Genomic DNA, 17,108 nt, shown 5'->3' on the forward strand with positions numbered 1-17,108 from the left:
TCGAGAGAAAGATTTTTGTATCAAGGCTCTGAACGGGTGGATGCGGTCGCCGGCCAGTGACACTCCCCCGAGTTCTCCCCCGGGCTCGGCACCCCATGTGGTCGGCGACCCGAGTTCCCCCGTCTTTCTCCGCGGTCTGTCGGATAGCGTCGTTTCAAGTGTGCCCCCCGAGGAGGGCCGCCATGCCGGAGTTCGACTTCGACGCGACGTTCGACCCCGAGGTGTACCTCCACTTCTACGCCGACGGCCTCGCGGAGCGGACCGACCGCGACATCGACCTCGTGTCGGAGGCGCTGTCGCTGTCGGGCGACGAACACCTGCTCGACGTCCCCTGTGGACACGGCCGCGTGACGAACCGCCTCGCCGAACAGGGGCACGAGGTGACGGGCGTCGACCGCTCGGCGGGGTTTCTCGATCGGGCGCGGGCCGACGCCCGCGAGCGCGGGGTCGACGACCGGGTCGACTACCGCCAGGGGGACATGCGCGAGTTGCCGCTCCCGGACGACAGCGTCGACGCGGCGTTCAACGTGTTCACGAGCTTCGGCTACTTCGACGACGCCGACAACCGGCGCGTGCTGGAGGAGGCTCATCGGGTCGTCCGGCCGGGCGGCCGGTTCCTCGTCGAGATGGTGCACCAGGCCGGCGTCATGCGGGAGTTCCACCGGACGGTCGCCACCCACGCCGGCCCCGACGACCGCGACCTGCTCGTCGACGAGAACAGTTTCGACCCCGAGACGGGCCGGATGCACACCGACCGCACCACCTACCTCGACGGCGAGCGCCGCGAGTCGACGTACTCGGTGCGGCTGTACACGCCGCCCGAACTCCGTGCGCGGTTCGAGGACGCCGGCTTCGAGGTGGTCGGCGTCTACGGCGACGGCACCGAGGAGCTGACGATGGACGCCGGGCGCGTGACCGTCGTCGGCGAGGTTTAGCGCCCCTCGAACTCGGGCTCCCGGCCCTCGATGCGCGCCTCGAACCCCTCGCGGTAGTCGCGGGTGTCGTCCAACTCGCGGCCGAGCGCCTGCTCCAGTTCGAGGCCCTCGTCGAGCGGCGTGTCGAGCGCCGCGTTCAGCGCCCGCTTGGCGTTCGCCATCCCCAGCGGCGCGTTCTCCGCGAGTCGGTCCGCGAGCGCCTGCGACGCCGCGTCCACCTCGTCGTCTGGCACTACCTCGTTTACCAGTCCGAACGCCTCGGCGTCTGCGGGGTCGATATACTCGCCGGTCAACACGAGCTCTTTCGCTTTCGCCAGGCCGACGAGGCGGGGAAGCCGCTGGGTCGCGCCGCCGTGGGGGAACGTGCCGAGTCGCACCTCGACGACGCCGTAGTCGGCGTCCGCTCCGAGCACGCGGAAGTCACAGGGCAGGGTGAGTTCGAACGCACCCGCTGGACCCGCGCGTTTGATGCCCGCCACCGTCGGAGCGTCCGTCGATTCGAGCGTGTCGAGCAGTTCCGGGAAGGCGTCCCGTGTGGCGTCCGACGCCTCGCTCGCGGCTTCGTCGCTCGCGCGTTCCGAGGCGCTTCGCGCCTCGCGGTCCACCCGCTCGCGCATCATCCGGAGGTCCATCCCGGCGGAGAACACCTCGCCCTCGCCGAGCAGGGTGATGGCCCGCACGTCCTCGTGGGCGTCGGCCCGCTCGAGTGCCGTCCCGAGGTCGCGCATCAACGGGACGGTCATCGCGTTGCGCTTCTCCGGGCGACTCAACCGCACGTCCGCGCGGTGGCCGTCGACCTCGAGCGTCGCCAGCCCCGTCCCTATCTCCTGCATACCGCGGGAAGCACACGCGAGGACTTGAAGGTGGGCGGCGGGCCGACGAGCGCGTGGGGAGCGGAGGCTCTTGTCGGTACCCCGCGTACGCCCCGACATGGCAGACGGGAAGTGGCGGATGCTGGCGCTCGTCGCCGTCGCGGAACTGCTCGCGATGTCGCTGTGGTTCTCCGCGACCGCGGTCGGGCCGGACCTGGCGACCCGCTGGGCGCTCTCGGGCACCGAGGAGGCGCTTCTGACCTCGGCGGTACAGGTCGGGTTCGTCGTGGGGGCGCTCGTCTCCGCGGGGCTGACGCTGTCGGACACGGTGCCGCCGCGCTACCTGTTCGCCGGGTCGGCCGTCGCGGGCGCGGCCTGTACCGCCGGCGTCGCCCTCGGCGACGCGTTCCTGCCGGCGCTCGCGCTCCGACTGTCGACGGGGATGGCGCTGGCCGGGGTGTACCCGCCGGGGATGAAGCTCGCGGCCGGCTGGTTCCGCGGGGGCCGGGGCATCGCCATCGGCACCGTCGTCGGCGCGCTCACCGTCGGCTCGGCGCTCCCGCATCTCCTGCGAGCGGTCGGCGGCGTCGGCGACCCGTTCCGCGTGCTGTACGGGGCCGCGGCGCTGGCCGTCGTCGGTGGCGTGCTCGCGCTCCGGGTTCGCCCGGGACCGTACCAGGCACCCGCGGCGCCGTTCGACCCGGCGGCGACCGTTCGCGTGCTCCGTGACCGGCCGACCCTGCTCGCTAACGTCGGCTACTTCGGCCACATGTGGGAGCTGTACGCCGTCTGGACGTGGGTGCCGGCGTACACGCTGGCGGCCACCGGCGACGCGGTGCTGGCGTCGCTGGTCGCGTTCGGCACCATCGCCGCGGGCGGCGTCGGCTCCGTCGCGGCCGGCGCGCTCGCGGACCGCGTGGGCCGGACGACGGTCACCGCCGGGAGCATGGTCGCGTCCGGCACCGCGTGTCTGCTGGCGGTGCCGGCGTTCGGCTGGCCCGTCGTCGTGCTCGTCCCGTTCCTCCTGCTGTGGGGACTCGTCGTCGTCGCCGACTCCGCGCAGTTCTCGGCGTGCGTGACGGAACTCGCCGAGGAGAGCTACGTCGGTACCGCCCTGACACTCCAGACCGCGGTGGGGTTTCTGCTCACCATCGGCTCCATCCAGATGACGCCGGTGCTGGCGGCGGCCGTCGGCTGGCGGTGGGCGTTCGCGCCGCTCGCGGTGGGGCCGGCGCTGGGTACGCTGGCGATGCTCCGGCTTCGCGGCCTGCCGGCGGCCGCACGGCTGGCGGGCGGACGTGGCTGACGGCTCCCGCGAAAACGAGTCGGTCCGCGCCGCGTTACGCGTCCGTCTGGTTCCCGCTCTCCGCGTCGTCCGCGCCGCCCGGCGTCACGCCGGAGACGGCCTCCCCGAGCGCGTCGATGCTCCCGGAGAGGAACTCGTTGATGGTGCTGTGGATGTCACCGACGAAGTCGGGCACCGGGCCGGGCATGTCGCTCGGCGGTCCCGCGTCGCCGTCGCTTGCGCCCTGTGCCTGACCGGGGGCCGCGGCGGCCGCCCCCGCGCTCACGAGGAGCGCGACGGCGGCGACGGCCGCGACCACGATTCGGGTTCGGTTCATCGCAGTCCCGGCTATCGGCGCGGACTACTTGAAGGGGTGAAACCGTTCTGTCGGGTTCAGGCGTCCGAACGCTCTACGGCCGCGATTTTGACGGTGTGAACGGTATGAACGGTGCGGGGGGTGCGAGCGCCCCCGGCCGCTCACTCCCCGAGGCCGGCCAGCGACGCCTGCTCGCCGGGGTCGGGGTTCCGGCGCGGCGGGACCCGGCGGCCGCCGACGACGTAGCCGTCGACGGGGTCGGTGTCGGCGGGGGCGGCGTCCTGTACCCAGACGGTTCGGCCCGGTGGCGACAGTTCGCGGGCCCACTGCCGGGCCAGCGGCTTCGAGGGGAAGCGGCGGCGGACGCCGTTTTCGCGGACCCATCGGCCCACCCCCGGACTGACCTTCCGGGCGGACCGCTTCACCTCGACCACGTAGCCGTCGTCGCTCACGCGGCCGGCTACGGCCAGCGGCCCGTTAATCCTACGGGTCCCCGATTTCCGGCGGCTCGGCGGCTCTCTCGGGCTGGGCGTAGCTTTTACTGTGATGTCGTTGAACCGCCGAGCATGGAGCACGACGCATCGGTTCGGGGCCTGGGCCTCAGCGAGAGCGAGGAGGGCGAGGGGACGCCCGTGGTCCTGCTCGACGTCCGCGAGGAGGTGGTGCCCATCTTCATCAGCCGTGACCAGGCGCAGTCCATCCAGCACGCGCTGGCGGGCGAGCCGTTCGACCGGCCGCTGACCCACGACCTGCTTCTGGACGTGCTCGCGGAGTTCGGCGGCGCGCTCGACCGGGTCCGGGTCGACGACCTCGCGGACGGGACGTTCCTCGCCAAGGTGGACGCCGAGCAGTATCTCGACGGGCGGCGCAAGAAGCGGACGTTCGACGCGCGGCCCTCGGACGCCATCGCGCTGGCGCTCCGGGAGGGGTGTCCCATCGTCGTCGCCGACGGCGTCGTGGACCGGGCCGGCCGCCCCTCGACGGACTTCGAGGTCCACTCCGAGGGGTAGTCGGGCGGGTCAGTCGTCGGCCAGCACGTGCTCGGGCGCCTGTGCGAGCAGGCGGTCCATCGCGTCGACCATCGCCCGCACCGAGGCGGTGGTGATGTCGGCGTCGCTGGCGGTGACGGTCACCGTGCGGTCGCCGCGCGACATCTCCACCTCGACGGTGACGACGGCGTCGGTGCCGCCGGTGATGGCGTCGACGTGATACGAGTCGAGCGAGGCGTCGCCCGCGGTGCCGAGCGCACGCCGCGCCGCGGTGACTGCGGCGTCGACGGGGCCGTCGCCGGTCGCCGCGGCGGTGCGCTCCTCGTCGTCGACGCGCAACCGGACCGAGGCGGTTGGCGTCGACCCCCCCGCCGCCGCCGTCAGGTCGACCAGTTCGACCCGGCGGTCGCGCTCGCGGCCCTGCACCTCCTCGGCGAACGTCAGCAGGTCGGCGTCGGTGACGCGCTTGCCGCGGTCGCCGAGGTCCTTCACGTGGGAGAGCACCTCCGAGAGTTCCTCCTCCGTCACTTCGACGCCGTGCTCGGCGAGCGCGGCCTCGACGCCCGCTCGGCCGGCGTGTTTGCCGAGGACGAGGCGGCGCTCCCGGCCCACCGTCTCGGGGGGGTAGGGCTCGTACATCTCGTCGTCTTTGAGCGTGCCGTCGGTGTGGATGCCCGACTCGTGGGTGAAGGCGTTCTCGCCGACGACCGCCTTGTTCGCGGGCAGAGGGACGCCCGTCGTGTCCGCGACCATCCGCCCGAGGTCGTACAGCCGTTCGGTGTCGACCGTCTCGACGCCGTAGCCGTGGTACAGCGCGATAGCGACCTCCTCGAGGGCGACGTTGCCGGCCCGCTCGCCGACGCCGTTGATGGTCCCGTGGACGAGGTCCGCGCCCGCGGCGACGGACGCGAGCGCGTTCGCCACCCCCAGGCCGAGGTCGTCGTGGGTGTGGGTGCTGGTGGGGCCGTACTCGGCCAGCGTCGACACCACGTCGACGGTGCGGTCGGGCGTGGCGTGGCCCACGGTGTCGGCGTAACAGAAGCGGTCGGCGCCGGCGTCGTGGGCCGCCTCGGCGAGGGCCTCGAGGAACTCGAGGTCGGCCCGGGAGCCGTCCTCCCCGAGCGCCTCTATCCAGAGGCCGTGGTCGCGGGCGTACGCGACGAGTTCCTCGACGGTGTTGACGACGTCCTCGCGGGTAGTGCCGACCTTCGTCTCGACGTGGCGGTCCGACGCCGGAACGACGAGGGTCACGCCGTCGACGTCGCAGTCCAGCGCGAGGTCGATGTCGCCTTTCACGCCGCGGGCGAAGGAGGTGACCGTCGCGTCGAGTCCGAGGTCGGTAACCCGCTGGATGGTCTCCCGCTCTCCGGGGCCGGTGCAGGCGCTTCCCGCCTCGATGACGTCGACGCCGGCGGCGTCGAGTTCGCGGGCGATGTCGGCTTTCTGGCCGGGTGACAGCGACACGCCGGGCGCCTGCTCGCCGTCCCGCAGGGTGGTGTCGAGGAACTGTACGTCGGCGTCTGAGAGGGGACGCGTCGCTGGATGGTCCCCGAAGAGGCTACTGTCGTACACGTCAGAATCAGTCGTTGCGTCGGATTTCTCGGCCAGCCGCCTTGCGGCGACTTCCTCTATCCTCCGTGTCGTGGGACATGGGTACCCGTACCGAACCGGTCGACCGATATAAAGCGGCCGGATGAGACAGATATTGGTGTCAGTTGAAGTTGGTCACACGGAGTTGGTCGCCCGCCTGCACGTCCGCGGCCGCGCCCGCTGGCAGTTCCACCACCAGGTCGGCGACGTGGCCGCCCCGTCCGGTCCACGCCGACAGCCGTTCGACGCCCTGCACGACGCCGTCGGCGACCCACACCGCGTCGAGGTCGAACGGCACACAGAGCATGTGGAGGCCGCGCCGCTTCTGGCCGTCGAACGGGAACACCAGCGCGTAGTCGTCGGGCACCGAGCGCCGGAACATCAGCCCTACCCCCTTCCGGACCAGCGAGTCGGCCACCTCCACGTCCGTGGCGAGCGTCCGCTCGTCGCCGTCGGCGACGTGGACCACGCGCATGAGTCGCTCCAGGCCGCCGGCCGACGTAACGGTTCCGCCCATGTACGGGTAGCCACCTGCTACTGTTTGGTTAGTTACTCCGTACGAACAGTTAGTTACTCTATACAAACAATTAGTTTTCGAGTAGCACGAAAAATACTAAGTGTTTAATGGCCCAGCTATAACCGGATGTATCGCTATCTCATCCCAGTCGGTCTGGTCGTGCTGGCGACCCTGACGCTCGGCGTCGGCGGCGCCGCCGCCGTGGGGTTCGACGACGGGGCCCACCACGACCTCATTCCGCGCAACGGAACCAACGAGACGACCGAACAGTACCGCGGCTACGAGCCCTCCCGCGAGTGGGTGGACAAGCCGGTGAACATGGACAGCGCGCCCGAGGACTTCACGCCGAGCGACGACGCATCGGCGTCGTCCGACGACGGCACCGCGTCGAGTTCCAGCGGGCCGGAGGGGATGGTCCGCTACTACCTCACCTCCGGGCCGTCCGGCTACGAGTTCACGGAGTTCCGGCTCTATCACGTCGGCGACAACATCGAGGTGTGGGTGGCGACGGACCTCTCGTGGGGCGTCGCTGGCGACCGCCCGACGCCGTCCATCTCGGAGAACCAGACGGAGGCCATCGCCGCCGAGTTCGACGAGAACATGTATCCCACGGAGTCGGAACTGTTCGGGACGCCGGACCCACGCTCGGGCAACGAGAGCCTGCTCGAACAGGCCGGGTCGGTCCCCGAGGACTACTACTACACCGGCCCCGGGTCGGCGAACCGGACAGTCCTCCTCGTGCAGAACATCCGGGACAAGAACTACTACGACCCGAGCTACCCGCTGTACATCGCGGGCTACTACTCGCCGACCGTCCAGCAGTACTCCGACCGGAACGTCATCACCGTCGACGCGTACGGCTGGGACGAGGTGAACGCGACCGACACCACGGTCGGCTACGAGGGGACGCTGGCCCACGAGTACCAGCATCTCATCCACGGTGACCTCGACCCCGACGAGACGACGTGGGTCAACGAGGGGCTGTCGGACCTCGCGGAGACGGCCACCGGCTACGGCGTCGCGGAGGGCCACCTCTCGGCGTACGAACAGCTCCCCTCCAACTCGCTGACCAACTGGGAGGACCAGGGCGCCATCAACGTGCTCGCCGACTACGGCGCGGCGTACGCGTTCCAGATGTACCTCTGGGACGCCCACGGCGACGCGTTCGTCCACGACCTGGCGAACGACGACCGCAACGGCATCGCCAGCGTCGAACATCAACTCGACCGCTACGGCGACAAGCGCGACTTCTACGGAGTGTATCAGGACTTCGCCACCGCGGCGGTGACCGACACCGTCGAGCGACCGAACAAAGACGAGTACAGCATCGACCGTCTCGACGTGTCCGTCAACACCTCCACCGACACGAAGACGGCGGGTGCGTGGGGCACCAACTACCGCGAGATAGACACCAGCGAGACCGGCCCCATCACCGGCGTCGAGGTGTCGGGCACCGACTACATCGGCACGCAGTGGTCGACCGTCGAGACGGAGCGTGGCCCGGCACTCTACTCGGGGTCGGGCAACCTGCTCGACCGCCACGCCGTTCGGCGGGTCGACCTCACGAACGCCTCGAACGCGACGCTGACGTTCGAGACGAAGTACGACATCGAGTCGAACTGGGACTACGGCTTCGTGCAGGTGTCGACGGACGGCGGCGAGACGTGGACGTCGCTGTCGAACGCCGACACCGACGACTCGCCGACGGCCAGCGCCCACCCGAGGGTGAAGGCGAACGTCCCGGGCTTCACGGGCGAGTCCGACGGCTGGGAGAGCCAGTCGTTCGACCTCTCGGCGTACGAGGGCGAGGAGATACTCGTCTCGTTCCGCTACACGACCGACTGGGCGTTCGTCCAGCCCGGCTGGTACGTCCGGAACGTCTCGGTCGCCGGCCAGCAGTTCTCCAACGACGCGAGCGATTACCTCAGCGAGCGCGAGGCCCGCAACGACCGCGTCGAGTACCAGTTCTCCTTCATCGGCATCAAGGAGAACGGCAACTACCAGGTGAAACAGCTCGACATGCGCACGTTCGACGAGAGCGACGAACAGGAGCTCCAGCAGTTCCTGCACAACGGTAACTTCGAGAAGGTCGTCGTGGCCTCGACGTGGGCCGCGAAATCCGGTGAGAGCGGTCGCGTCCCCGTCGGCGTCGAGTTCGAGTACGCCCGCGAGAACGGCAACTCCGACGCCGGCAACGGCAACGGCAACTGAGCCCCCGACCACCGATTCTTTCGCCCGGATTGAAGAGCGTCCAGCGGCAACGCCGACCATGGAGAAGACGCCGCAAGGCACCTCCGTCGGGGTAGACGACCCCTACCAGTTCGTCGAGCGGTGCGACCATCTGACGGACGACGGCCGGTGCCGGTACGCGGCCGAACACGCCCGCCACGACCCCGAGTTCGCCGCCGAGCGCCGGGCCGACGACCTGCGGTGTCCCGCGGCGGACTACGAGGCCCGGAGGGCCTCGGAACAGTCGACCGGCGAACGGAGTGAGCCGGGCGACGGCGAGTGGGAGTGGTCGGACTGTCCCCACTTCCGGGCACGCAACCGCGACCGCGAGTGCGTCCGCTGTGGGTTGGAGGAGCGCCGCCGCGCCCACGACGACGAGCGACCCCTGCTCGAAGAGCACCATCTCGAATACCGCGACGACGACCGGCGGGAACTGAGCCACGAGATAACCGTCTACCTCTGTCGGTGGTGTCACGCGAAGGTCCACGACTCGTGGGCGCGGGTCGACGACGACGCCAGCCCCGACCCGGAGGCCATCGCCGAGGCCGAGGGCCGCCGGAGCGACGAGCAGGCGGAGGCGGCGTTCTCGACGGCGGCCGAGCGGTACGACGAGGAGTGAATACCCACGACCGTGCAGTATCGCTCGCAGTTTCAGGGGGTTTTTACCCACGTACGCGCTACCACCGCCAATGACGCGAATCGTCGTGGTGGACAACCACGGGCAGTTCACCCACCTCGAACAGCGGGCGCTCCGTGACCTCGGCGTGGACGTGGACATCGTCGACAACGAGACGCCACCGGAGGAGACCGACGCGGACGGCTACGTGCTGTCGGGCGGGCCGGACGCCGACCGCATCGGGGCGTCGCCCGCGTATCTGGAGACGGGCAAGCCCGTGTTGGGCATCTGTCTCGGCCACCAGATTATGGCGATGGAACTGGGCGGAGGGGTCGAGTCGGGCGACTACGGCGGCTACGCCGACGTCACGGTCGAGATAGAGAGCGAGACGGACCCGCTGGTCGGGTCGCTGTACCCCGAAACCAGAACGTGGGCGAGCCACGCCGACGAGGTGGTCGAACTCCCGCCGGGCTTCGAGCGCACCGCATCGAGCGACGTCTGCGACATCGAGGCGATGAGCGACACGGACCGCCACCTCTACGGCGTGCAGTGGCACCCGGAGGTCGCCCACACCGAGCGGGGCGACGAGGTGTTCGAGAACTTCCTCGCCGTCTGTCGGTAGCGTTATCAGTTTCCGGAGAGGATTACGGCCGATGACCGCGACACAGGGCGACCTCGCCTCGCTCTCGCGGTACATATTCCGCGCGCCCAGCTGGTACTCCAGCGTGGCGTTCTCGCTTCTCATCGCGGCGTTCGCCGGAATGGCGGCGTTCGATTCGCGGTTCCTGCTGGAGGACGCCTGGCAGGGTGTCTTCTACATCGGCATTCCGACGGTCGTCGCGAGCGGCATCACGCCGTGGGTCGACCGGCGGCTCGGCGGGCAGTTGACGCCCAACCGGGCGTCGCTGCTGGCGCTGGTCTGCGAGCTACTGGTCGTCGGCGTGCTCGTGCTCGCTGGCGCCGTCGCCGTCCTGACGTCGACGTTCGGGCAGCGGTTCGTGTTCAACGCGCTGTTCGCGTCGCTGGCGGCGGTGTTCGCGCTCCGCCTGCTCGTGGTGATGGCCGTCTCCACCCGCGAACCCATCCGGGCGGCGGTCCCCGCCAGCCTCCAGACCGTCGTCGCGGCGGTGCTGCTGTTCGTGTACAGCGGCACCGCTCGCTATCTGGAGGTCGGCGGTCCCATCCTCCGGTCGTACCTGTCGCGGCCGGAGGTGGCGCCCCAGGAACTCCACGTCGTCAGCCCGAGCGACTTCCTGCTTCTGGCGGCGATGTGCGTCCTGTACGCGGGCGCAGTGTACGTGTTCGTCGCCGTCATCGACCGGCCGTGGAAGCAGTCGATGGGCATCTCCGTGCTGGATTTCCTCCGGGGGTTCATCGGCCACATCGCCGAGGGCACCCGTGAACTCGAGGACTTCTTCGAGCAGATCGGCGAGGAGGCGGTCGTTCCCGTCACCGTGTTCTCGTTCCGGACCGACGACGGCGAGAAAGCGCGGTTCGTGCTCCCGATGATTCACCCGGGGCCGATGGGAGAAATCGGGGGCGGCAACCTCCCACAGCGGGTCGCCCAGCAGGCCGACGGGCTCGCGTTTCCGCCACACGCGACCGCCGGCCACGACTTCAACCTCGTCACCTCCCGGGAGGTCGACACCATCATCGACGCGGCCGACCGCGCGTACGACCGCATCGAGTACCACGACGCCGCGACCGAGAGCCTGCGGACCGAGGAGGGGGAGGCGAAACTCCTCGCGCAGGCGTTCGGCGACGACGCGTTCATGACCGCCACTTACGCTCCCAACTTCGCCGACGACGTGGAGTACGCCGTCGGGCTCTCCGCGCAGGCGGAAGCCCGACAGGGCGGGCTGGAACACGTCATGCTCGCGGACGCACACAACTGCAACAACGGGCTCGAGGGTGAGGACCTCGGCCACGTCGTCCCGGGGTCGAAGCGGTCGTTCGACATGATAGAGGCGGCCCGCGAGGCGGGCGAGGCCATCGCCGACCGCCCCCACGAGCCGGTTCGGCTGGGCGTCGCGTGGGACCGGACGCGGTGGGAACCCCTCGACGGCATCGGGCCGCTGGGTGTCCGCGTCGCCGTCGTCGAGGCGGGCGACCAGCGAACCGCCTACGTGCTCGTGGACGGCAACAACATGGAGCCCGGTCTGCGCGACAGCATCGTCTCCGCTCTGGAGGACGGGCACGCGGACCTCGCGGAGGTGATGACGACGGACACCCACATCGTCAACACCGTCGAGGCGTCCAATCAGGTCGGCGAGCGGATGGACGGCGCGGAGCTGACCGACCTCATCGTCGAACTGGCCGACGACGCCGTCGCGGACCTCGAACCCGTCGAGGCCGGTATGGCGACCGAACGCGCTCAGGTGACGGTGTTCGGCAACGACCGAACCGAGGCGCTCGCCTCCCACGCCAACGCGATGGTCCAGATGGGTGGCGCGCTCGCGGCCGTGTTCATCGCCGCGGTCACCTCGGTGTCGGTGCTGTTGTTCTTCCTGACCTGACCCCCCGACGTTCAAGTAGGATACCGCGACCACCACCGCCGTGACGTGACGGACGGTGCGGAGCGGTCCGGGCGGGTGTGTGGCTCGCCGCTCCGCGTTGGGCCACGAGCCACCTGTACGCCAGCGTGACAGCGGTCGCTCCGTGTCGGGAGCGCGCCGAGAAGGGTCAGGCGTCCTCGTCGAACAGGTCGTCGACCGCCGAGCGCGCCGCGAGTGCGGCGTCCTCGGCGACCTGCTCCTCGTCGGCGTCGCCCTCCGGGGCGTTGAGGTAGACGTCGACCTCCAGCACGCCGTCGTCGAAGGTGACGGTCACGTCGAGGTCGCGTACCTCGCTCTGCTTGTAACGCGAGAGGACGAGTCCCTCGGCCGCCTCGGCGGCGGTCTGTACGACCTCCTCGTCGGTCGGCATCGGCGTTACGCGCCGCCGGCGCCCGGACCGCCCGGACCCATCGGGCCGCCGCCGCCGCCACCGCCGGCACCGCCCTGGAGCATCTGCTGAAGCTCCTGCTGGAGCTCCTCGAACTGCTCCTGGACGCGCTCCTCCTGCTTCTCGAGCGTCTGGACGCGAACCTCCAGCGAGTCGACCTTCTCGTCGAGGGCCTCGTGGGCCTCGTCGTAGTCGGTCGACACGAGCAGTTCGCCGACCTCGCGGTACATCTGCGTGTCCTCGTCGATGTCGTCGAGCGCGTCGAGCGCGGTCTCGGCGTCCGTCAGCGAGCTCTCGGCCTGCTGTTTCTGTGCTGCGACCTGCTGGGCCGTCTCCTGGAGATCCTGCAGTTCCTCGATCTTCTCCTGGGCTTCCGGCGGCAGATTACCCTGCATGCGCGGAGCGAAGGTTCCCGGCGTGTTAAACCCCCGCTTTCGTGACCGAGTTGCCCCGGGACCGGCTCGTCAGGCAGTCACAAGCCTGTCTCAGTCGTGTCGATTCGTGGAAAACTGAATCCGATTGTTGGCGGCCACGCCGCCCCGTTTCACCCGTCGCTCAGGCCTGGGGACGGGCGGTCATCTCGGGCTCGGCGGTGCGGCCCTGGAGCCACGCGCCGACCACGCCACCGAACGCACCGGGAATCGCGGCGATGACGACCAACCCGACGAGCAACACGCCGAGACCGACGCCGAACAGGCCGCCGAACAGGATGCCGAACGTCGTCAGGAACAGCCCGACGACGACCAGCCCGATGGTGGTGGCGAGACCGCCGTGGACCGCGCCGGAACTCATGTCGGAGCCGTTGACGTAGCCGGCGACTGCGCCGGCGATGACCGCCGCCAGCGTCCCGCCGACGACCGGGAGGCTGAGGTCGGTGAACGGGACGACTGCCCCGCTTACCAGCCCGAGAACGATTGCCGCGACGATACCCGCACCGATAGCCCGCCAGTTGATGTTCATATCTATCGGCTGGGAGTACGCTGTCCACGGTTATCAGCAGATATTGCTGTATTGTGCGCGGATAGTCGACACACGCGTGAACTTCGAGTCGGATACTGTCCCGGTCGGTCAGGCGACTCCACCCACCCGCTCGGCCACCTCGACCAGCGTGCTCCAGGTGTTGATACCGGCCCGCAGGGCCACGAGGTCGTCGGCGTCGACGCGGACCGCGAGGTCGGTGCCGTCGAGCGAAACGGAGGCGGTCGTGCGGTCGCCTTCGATGTCGCCGACCTCCTGGCGGACGCTCCGCTCGACGAGCGCGGCGTCCTCGGGCGTCTCGTAGGCGAAAAGCAGTTCCGCGGAGTGAGTCACTCGACGCCGACGGTCTTGATGTCGCGGCTCCGCTCCTTCAGCAGGACGCGGTGGCCGCAGTACGGACAGCGGACGCCGCCGTATTCGTCCAGTTCGACGTCACGCTTGCAGCGGGAGCACTTGTAGCTCATTCGTCCTCGGACAGCGCCGCGCGAAGCGACCGGCGGACGGTCTTGCCCGCGGGCGTCTCCGGACGGTAGGAGCCGCCGGCGTACTTGTAGTCGCAGTAGCCGCACTGCCAGATGCCGGTGCCCTGCCGCTCGACGCGCTCCTCGCCACACGAGGGGCAGGCGTGTTCGTCGCGCGTATCCTCCTCGATCTCGGCGACGCGACGGCGAGCGACGCGGCCGTAGCGAGCGCCGAAGCGACCGGCACTTCCGGTCGTACCCTTCTTGGCCATAGTGTCGTCATATCCTCCCCTCGCAGGGATAAACCCTACGAGATGCCGCCGCCGTCGGTCGCGCTCCGGTAGCCGACCAGCGCGGACGGCAGGACGACGCCGACGCCGACCAGCACCGCGAACAGCGCCCACTCGGGCACGCCAGACAGCGTGCGGAGGCCGAGCCACAGGCCGACGGCGACCACGACACAGACGCCGATAATGGTGTTCTCACGGGAGACCATGCGACGACGTTCGGGGACGCCCGGCAAGTGTCTTCTCACTCCTGGAGGTCAGCCTCGTGAAGCGCCTCGTTGAGGTCCGCGCGGACGCGTTCGCCCAACTCGCGCTCCCCGGCCGTCGTCACCACGCGGTTCTCCTGGACGCTGGAGCCGTCGCGGATGAGCAGGCGGACGTTGCCGTTCTCGTCGGCACGGGTCGCCTTCGCCCGCACGCCGGACCGACTGCCGGAGCCGCCGGCGTCGATGGGGCCGGGGATGATCTTCTTGACGTGCGGGTGCTCCCCGACCGCCCGAATCGCCTCCATCCCTGCCCGGTTGCCGATGAGCGTCGAGTGGCTCCCGCCGAGCTTCTCGAGTGGCGGGGTCTCGACCACCTCCAGCGCGGGCTCGCCCGTCCGGCGGCGGACCGCCTCGACCGGCTCGTCCTCGTCGGCGACCCGATACAGCGGGTAGTGAAGCTCCCCGCGGACTGCCTGCAACACCTCGCGGTCGCCCGCGGCGTACACCTCCTCGGGGCGCTTCCGGTGCGTCTCGTCGGCTACCAGCCCCGCGAAGTTCCGCAACTCCGTGGGCTCCCGCTCCGGGTCGTCCTCGGGGTGGGTCGTTATCTCGCGGCGCGCCACCACCTCGTCGTCGGTGAGGCAGGTGACGGTCGCGCGCTCGCGGTCGAGTTCCAGAACGACTCGCTCCGTGTTCCGGGTGTGGCAGGTGAGACAGTAGTCGCCGGGCCGCTCCAGCGACGTCGCACACCGGCCACAGTTCATACCGGCGGAACGCCGTCGGAGCGGATAAGCGAGGCGGTTCCTACCGCTTGCGCAACTCGGCGTAGTACGTCCCGTCGCCGTCGAGGTCGTTCGGTTCGAGCACCTCGTGGAGCCGCCACGGCGTCGCCGCCAGCACCTCGCGCATCTCGTCGGGAGAGACCATGAGGTAGTCGAACCAGGGGGTCGCCTTCCGCTTGTATCGGACGCGGATGCGGAGCGCGCCCGGCAGGCGGCCCCGCTCGCGGTTGAGGTCGTGGTACGCGCGGTGCTCGGGGGTCGGGTTCGCGTGGACGTCGCGCGTCTCCGCGAGGAGGCGCGCGTCGTCGGTCGTCACGGCCGCCAGCCCCGCGAGGACGCCGGGAGCGGTCGTCCGGGTCCCCACGAGCCCGAAGTTGTTACCGCCCATCACGACGGTGTCGAACGTGCCCGCGTCGAGGTCGCGGACGTCGGCCACGTCGCACTCGCGGGCGTCGACGCCGCGGTCCCGGGCCACCTCGACGGCACCCGGCGAGACGTCGATGCCGACCACGTCGTGCCCCCGCTCCTGGAGATACAGCGCGTGCCGGCCGGCGCCACAGCCCACGTCGAGGACGCGCCCCTCCACCCGCTCCATCGCGGCGTGTTCGCGGTCGGGCCACTCCTCGGGGTCGGCGAAGTACATCGGCGGCCCACCCGACGGCGAGACGAAGCCGTCGTCGCGCTCGACGAGTTCGAAGCTCTCCTCCCCCTCGTGGTGGTCGCGGATGGCCGCGCCGTAGGCGTCGTCTGCGGGGTCCATCGACTCACCGTTGGGGGTGTGGGGTATCAACCCTGGTGGTCGCGTGTCACCGCCTCTCAGGTCAGCGCGGTCGGCTCGGTCTTCAGGTACTCCCGGAGGACGGTCGTCGCGTAGCTCCCCTTCGGGAGTGCGAAGGAGAACGTCAGCGGGTCCCGGTCGACCGACAGGCCGGTGCGGACGAGTATTGCCCGCCTGATGCCCGTCGAGTGGAACGCTCCGGGGAGCTCGAAGTCGGACGGGGCGAGGTCCATCTCGTCGAGCACGTCGCGCTCGATGTCGCCCTGCTCGCCGTCCGCGAGCTCCGTGTCGGTGCCGACCAGTGGCGCGGTGACGAACGCCCGCCCGCGGTCGAGGTGGCGGTTGACGGTGTCGACCCGGTCCGCGTCGACGCGCTGGAGGCGGCCGACGTCCGGGAGTTCGACCGCCTGGGGGGCGTCGCGGTCGGCGAAGCAGACCACGTCGCCCGCGACGGCCTCGTGGAACGGGAGCCCCCGGTTCAGCCGCCGCGAGCACATCCGGTTGAACGCGTACGACTGTACCGCGTTGACCAGCATCGACTGGAGGTTCGTCGGGAACCGCTCTAGCGCCGCGCGGAAGTCCGCGGGGTCGGTGCCGCCGTTGTCGACCAGCGCCGACAGTAGCGACCGCTCGTAGCGGAGCCGCCCGGGTATCAGGTCGACGAACTCGCTCCAGGCCCGCTCGTCCCACCGGTCGTCTATCTCGGACCGGGCCCGGAACGAGTCGTCCCGTTCCGCCTCCGTCCGGGTACAGACGTAGGTGCGGACCGCCCGCTCCCACTCCTCGCGGACCACCTCGCGGCCGACGAGATGCGTGACCGGCCGTTGGCTCCCGAACCGCTGGGGGCCGAACACGTTCGGGACGCCGACCCGGTCGTCGGTGCCCGAGAACGCTCGCAGGTCGTCGGTGACGGCGTCGACTCGCTCGGGGTGGTCCGGGTCGCGGACGGTTATCTCGAAGGCGTTGCCCGCGAGGTCGCCGAACAGCACCGGCCGGCCGGCCCGCCCGACGAGTTCGACCTCGGCCTCGTCGGCGTCGGGAATCGCGTCGGGGGCGACACCCTTGACCGAGAACAACTGCGTGGTCACCGCACGCTTGTCTTTCGTGCCGGCCCAGGAGACGCGCTCGCGTGAGATGCCGAGTTGCTTCGAGACGCTGTCGGCGAAGTCGTTGGTGTCCCAGTTGGTCAGCGTCGCGCGGAACACGACGTGGGGGTAGGAGCCGGGGTCGGCGTCCAGCGGTTCGACGTCGAACGCCTCCAGTTCGCGCACCCGGAAGTCGGCGGCGCTGGTCTTCAGGCGGCCGCCGACGCCGTCGGCGTCGCTGACGTACCAGTCGACGCCGACCGCCCGCTCGTCCGGGTGCGCCTCGCGCATACCTCCGC

22 protein-coding genes are annotated in these 17,108 nt (G+C 70.1%); 7 read left to right on the forward strand and 15 right to left on the reverse strand.

Annotated features, from left to right (window positions below; translation table 11 throughout):
* The first annotated feature begins 182 nt into the window (after nucleotides 1-182).
* Nucleotides 183-935: a class I SAM-dependent methyltransferase gene (locus tag NL112_RS09555; RefSeq protein ID WP_255152541.1), complete on the forward strand. Its 753-nt coding sequence runs from the start codon at nucleotides 183-185 to the stop codon at nucleotides 933-935.
* On the opposite strand, the gene NL112_RS09560 is transcribed toward NL112_RS09555, so the two are convergent.
* A complete protein-coding gene (locus NL112_RS09560) occupies nucleotides 932-1,768 on the reverse strand; it encodes an enoyl-CoA hydratase/isomerase family protein (protein ID WP_255152542.1) in 837 nt (278 codons plus the stop codon). The two genes, NL112_RS09555 and NL112_RS09560, sit on opposite strands and share 4 nt — an antisense overlap.
* A 97-nt stretch (nucleotides 1,769-1,865) precedes the next feature.
* Between NL112_RS09560 and NL112_RS09565 the strand changes: the two genes are divergently transcribed.
* Nucleotides 1,866-3,053 carry an MFS transporter gene (locus tag NL112_RS09565; protein WP_255152543.1) on the forward strand — a complete coding sequence of 396 codons (1,188 nt, stop codon included), beginning with the start codon at nucleotides 1,866-1,868 and terminating at the stop codon, nucleotides 3,051-3,053.
* A gap of 34 nt (nucleotides 3,054-3,087) precedes the next feature.
* On the opposite strand, the gene NL112_RS09570 is transcribed toward NL112_RS09565, so the two are convergent.
* Together NL112_RS09570 and NL112_RS09575 are read right to left on the reverse strand one after the other, a co-directional pair.
* Nucleotides 3,088-3,369: a hypothetical protein gene (locus NL112_RS09570; RefSeq protein WP_255152544.1), complete on the reverse strand. Its 282-nt coding sequence runs from the start codon at nucleotides 3,367-3,369 to the stop codon at nucleotides 3,088-3,090.
* 140 nt (nucleotides 3,370-3,509) lie between these two features.
* On the reverse strand, nucleotides 3,510-3,800 hold the full coding sequence (locus NL112_RS09575) for a DUF8081 domain-containing protein (protein WP_255152545.1): 291 nt from the start codon (nucleotides 3,798-3,800) through the stop codon (nucleotides 3,510-3,512).
* A gap of 114 nt (nucleotides 3,801-3,914) precedes the next feature.
* Here NL112_RS09575 and NL112_RS09580 point away from each other — a divergent pair, with 114 nt between their 5' ends.
* A complete protein-coding gene (locus NL112_RS09580; protein ID WP_255152546.1) occupies nucleotides 3,915-4,358 on the forward strand; it encodes a bifunctional nuclease family protein in 444 nt (147 codons plus the stop codon).
* A gap of 9 nt (nucleotides 4,359-4,367) precedes the next feature.
* Here the strand turns inward: NL112_RS09580 and NL112_RS09585 are convergent, their stop codons facing one another.
* On the reverse strand, nucleotides 4,368-5,909 hold the full coding sequence (locus tag NL112_RS09585; RefSeq protein ID WP_255152547.1) for a (R)-citramalate synthase: 1,542 nt from the start codon (nucleotides 5,907-5,909) through the stop codon (nucleotides 4,368-4,370).
* A 139-nt stretch (nucleotides 5,910-6,048) separates the two neighbouring features.
* Entirely contained in the window at nucleotides 6,049-6,402 is a 354-nt protein-coding gene (locus tag NL112_RS09590) for a DUF192 domain-containing protein (protein WP_255152548.1), read from the reverse strand.
* A gap of 168 nt (nucleotides 6,403-6,570) precedes the next feature.
* On the opposite strand from NL112_RS09590, the gene NL112_RS09595 reads away from it, so the two are divergent.
* The 4 genes from NL112_RS09595 to NL112_RS09610 all read left to right on the forward strand — a co-directional run bounded on the left by NL112_RS09595 (nucleotide 6,571) and on the right by NL112_RS09610 (nucleotide 11,805).
* Nucleotides 6,571-8,655 carry a M6 family metallopeptidase gene (locus tag NL112_RS09595; protein WP_255152549.1) on the forward strand — a complete coding sequence of 695 codons (2,085 nt, stop codon included), beginning with the start codon at nucleotides 6,571-6,573 and terminating at the stop codon, nucleotides 8,653-8,655.
* Between the two features lie 58 nt (nucleotides 8,656-8,713).
* Nucleotides 8,714-9,292 carry a DUF7097 family protein gene (locus NL112_RS09600; protein WP_255152550.1) on the forward strand — a complete coding sequence of 193 codons (579 nt, stop codon included), beginning with the start codon at nucleotides 8,714-8,716 and terminating at the stop codon, nucleotides 9,290-9,292.
* A gap of 70 nt (nucleotides 9,293-9,362) precedes the next feature.
* Nucleotides 9,363-9,911, forward strand: a complete 549-nt coding sequence (locus NL112_RS09605; RefSeq protein WP_255152551.1) for a GMP synthase subunit A — start codon at nucleotides 9,363-9,365, stop codon at nucleotides 9,909-9,911.
* A gap of 31 nt (nucleotides 9,912-9,942) precedes the next feature.
* The gene (locus NL112_RS09610; RefSeq protein WP_255152552.1) at nucleotides 9,943-11,805 is read left to right on the forward strand and encodes a DUF2070 family protein; all 1,863 of its coding nucleotides are present in this window, start codon (nucleotides 9,943-9,945) and stop codon (nucleotides 11,803-11,805) included.
* A gap of 166 nt (nucleotides 11,806-11,971) precedes the next feature.
* Here NL112_RS09610 and NL112_RS09615 read toward each other — a convergent pair whose 3' ends face one another.
* From NL112_RS09615 to truD, 10 genes are all read right to left on the reverse strand, one after another.
* The gene (locus tag NL112_RS09615; protein WP_255152553.1) at nucleotides 11,972-12,214 is read right to left on the reverse strand and encodes a DUF3194 domain-containing protein; all 243 of its coding nucleotides are present in this window, start codon (nucleotides 12,212-12,214) and stop codon (nucleotides 11,972-11,974) included.
* A gap of 5 nt (nucleotides 12,215-12,219) precedes the next feature.
* Nucleotides 12,220-12,627 carry a prefoldin subunit beta gene (locus NL112_RS09620; protein WP_255152554.1) on the reverse strand — a complete coding sequence of 136 codons (408 nt, stop codon included), beginning with the start codon at nucleotides 12,625-12,627 and terminating at the stop codon, nucleotides 12,220-12,222.
* A 160-nt stretch (nucleotides 12,628-12,787) separates the two neighbouring features.
* The gene (locus tag NL112_RS09625) at nucleotides 12,788-13,192 is read right to left on the reverse strand and encodes a DUF5518 domain-containing protein (protein WP_255152555.1); all 405 of its coding nucleotides are present in this window, start codon (nucleotides 13,190-13,192) and stop codon (nucleotides 12,788-12,790) included.
* Nucleotides 13,193-13,300: 108 nt separating this feature from the next.
* A complete protein-coding gene (locus NL112_RS09630; RefSeq protein ID WP_255152556.1) occupies nucleotides 13,301-13,543 on the reverse strand; it encodes a KEOPS complex subunit Pcc1 in 243 nt (80 codons plus the stop codon).
* Nucleotides 13,540-13,674, reverse strand: coding sequence for a DNA-directed RNA polymerase subunit P (locus tag NL112_RS09635; RefSeq protein ID WP_255152557.1), 135 nt, complete (start codon nucleotides 13,672-13,674; stop codon nucleotides 13,540-13,542). The genes NL112_RS09630 and NL112_RS09635 overlap by 4 nt, the downstream gene beginning before the upstream one ends.
* A complete protein-coding gene (locus NL112_RS09640) occupies nucleotides 13,671-13,943 on the reverse strand; it encodes a 50S ribosomal protein L37ae (protein WP_255152558.1) in 273 nt (90 codons plus the stop codon). Before NL112_RS09640 ends, NL112_RS09635 begins: the two co-directional genes overlap by 4 nt.
* A gap of 35 nt (nucleotides 13,944-13,978) precedes the next feature.
* Nucleotides 13,979-14,167: a DUF7987 family protein gene (locus NL112_RS09645; RefSeq protein WP_255152559.1), complete on the reverse strand. Its 189-nt coding sequence runs from the start codon at nucleotides 14,165-14,167 to the stop codon at nucleotides 13,979-13,981.
* A gap of 35 nt (nucleotides 14,168-14,202) precedes the next feature.
* A complete protein-coding gene (locus NL112_RS09650; RefSeq protein ID WP_255152560.1) occupies nucleotides 14,203-14,928 on the reverse strand; it encodes a DUF2103 domain-containing protein in 726 nt (241 codons plus the stop codon).
* A 40-nt stretch (nucleotides 14,929-14,968) separates the two neighbouring features.
* Nucleotides 14,969-15,706: a class I SAM-dependent methyltransferase gene (locus NL112_RS09655; protein ID WP_286672170.1), complete on the reverse strand. Its 738-nt coding sequence runs from the start codon at nucleotides 15,704-15,706 to the stop codon at nucleotides 14,969-14,971.
* 56 nt (nucleotides 15,707-15,762) lie between these two features.
* Entirely contained in the window at nucleotides 15,763-17,100 is a 1,338-nt protein-coding gene (truD, locus tag NL112_RS09660) for a tRNA pseudouridine(13) synthase TruD (protein ID WP_255152561.1), read from the reverse strand.
* Between the last annotated feature and the right edge of the window lie 8 nt (nucleotides 17,101-17,108).

Origin of the sequence: Halorarius halobius, from assembly GCF_024298865.1 — an archaeon.
GTDB classification, from domain to species: Archaea; Halobacteriota; Halobacteria; order Halobacteriales; family Haloarculaceae; genus Halorarius; species Halorarius halobius.

Coding starts and splice junctions, on each gene's coding strand:
- NL112_RS09555 (WP_255152541.1), top strand. CDS start 183: ATGCCGGAGTTCGACTTCGACGCGACGTTCGACCCCGAGGTGTACCTC.
- NL112_RS09560 (WP_255152542.1), bottom strand. CDS start 1,768: ATGCAGGAGATAGGGACGGGGCTGGCGACGCTCGAGGTCGACGGCCAC.
- NL112_RS09565 (WP_255152543.1), top strand. CDS start 1,866: ATGGCAGACGGGAAGTGGCGGATGCTGGCGCTCGTCGCCGTCGCGGAA.
- NL112_RS09570 (WP_255152544.1), bottom strand. CDS start 3,369: ATGAACCGAACCCGAATCGTGGTCGCGGCCGTCGCCGCCGTCGCGCTC.
- NL112_RS09580 (WP_255152546.1), top strand. CDS start 3,915: ATGGAGCACGACGCATCGGTTCGGGGCCTGGGCCTCAGCGAGAGCGAG.
- NL112_RS09590 (WP_255152548.1), bottom strand. CDS start 6,402: ATGCGCGTGGTCCACGTCGCCGACGGCGACGAGCGGACGCTCGCCACG.
- NL112_RS09595 (WP_255152549.1), top strand. CDS start 6,571: ATGTATCGCTATCTCATCCCAGTCGGTCTGGTCGTGCTGGCGACCCTG.
- NL112_RS09600 (WP_255152550.1), top strand. CDS start 8,714: ATGGAGAAGACGCCGCAAGGCACCTCCGTCGGGGTAGACGACCCCTAC.
- NL112_RS09605 (WP_255152551.1), top strand. CDS start 9,363: ATGACGCGAATCGTCGTGGTGGACAACCACGGGCAGTTCACCCACCTC.
- NL112_RS09610 (WP_255152552.1), top strand. CDS start 9,943: ATGACCGCGACACAGGGCGACCTCGCCTCGCTCTCGCGGTACATATTC.
- NL112_RS09615 (WP_255152553.1), bottom strand. CDS start 12,214: ATGCCGACCGACGAGGAGGTCGTACAGACCGCCGCCGAGGCGGCCGAG.
- NL112_RS09620 (WP_255152554.1), bottom strand. CDS start 12,627: ATGCAGGGTAATCTGCCGCCGGAAGCCCAGGAGAAGATCGAGGAACTG.
- NL112_RS09625 (WP_255152555.1), bottom strand. CDS start 13,192: ATGAACATCAACTGGCGGGCTATCGGTGCGGGTATCGTCGCGGCAATC.
- NL112_RS09635 (WP_255152557.1), bottom strand. CDS start 13,674: ATGAGCTACAAGTGCTCCCGCTGCAAGCGTGACGTCGAACTGGACGAA.
- NL112_RS09640 (WP_255152558.1), bottom strand. CDS start 13,943: ATGGCCAAGAAGGGTACGACCGGAAGTGCCGGTCGCTTCGGCGCTCGC.
- NL112_RS09645 (WP_255152559.1), bottom strand. CDS start 14,167: ATGGTCTCCCGTGAGAACACCATTATCGGCGTCTGTGTCGTGGTCGCC.
- NL112_RS09650 (WP_255152560.1), bottom strand. CDS start 14,928: ATGAACTGTGGCCGGTGTGCGACGTCGCTGGAGCGGCCCGGCGACTAC.
- NL112_RS09655 (WP_286672170.1), bottom strand. CDS start 15,706: ATGGACCCCGCAGACGACGCCTACGGCGCGGCCATCCGCGACCACCAC.
- truD (WP_255152561.1), bottom strand. CDS start 17,100: ATGCGCGAGGCGCACCCGGACGAGCGGGCGGTCGGCGTCGACTGGTAC.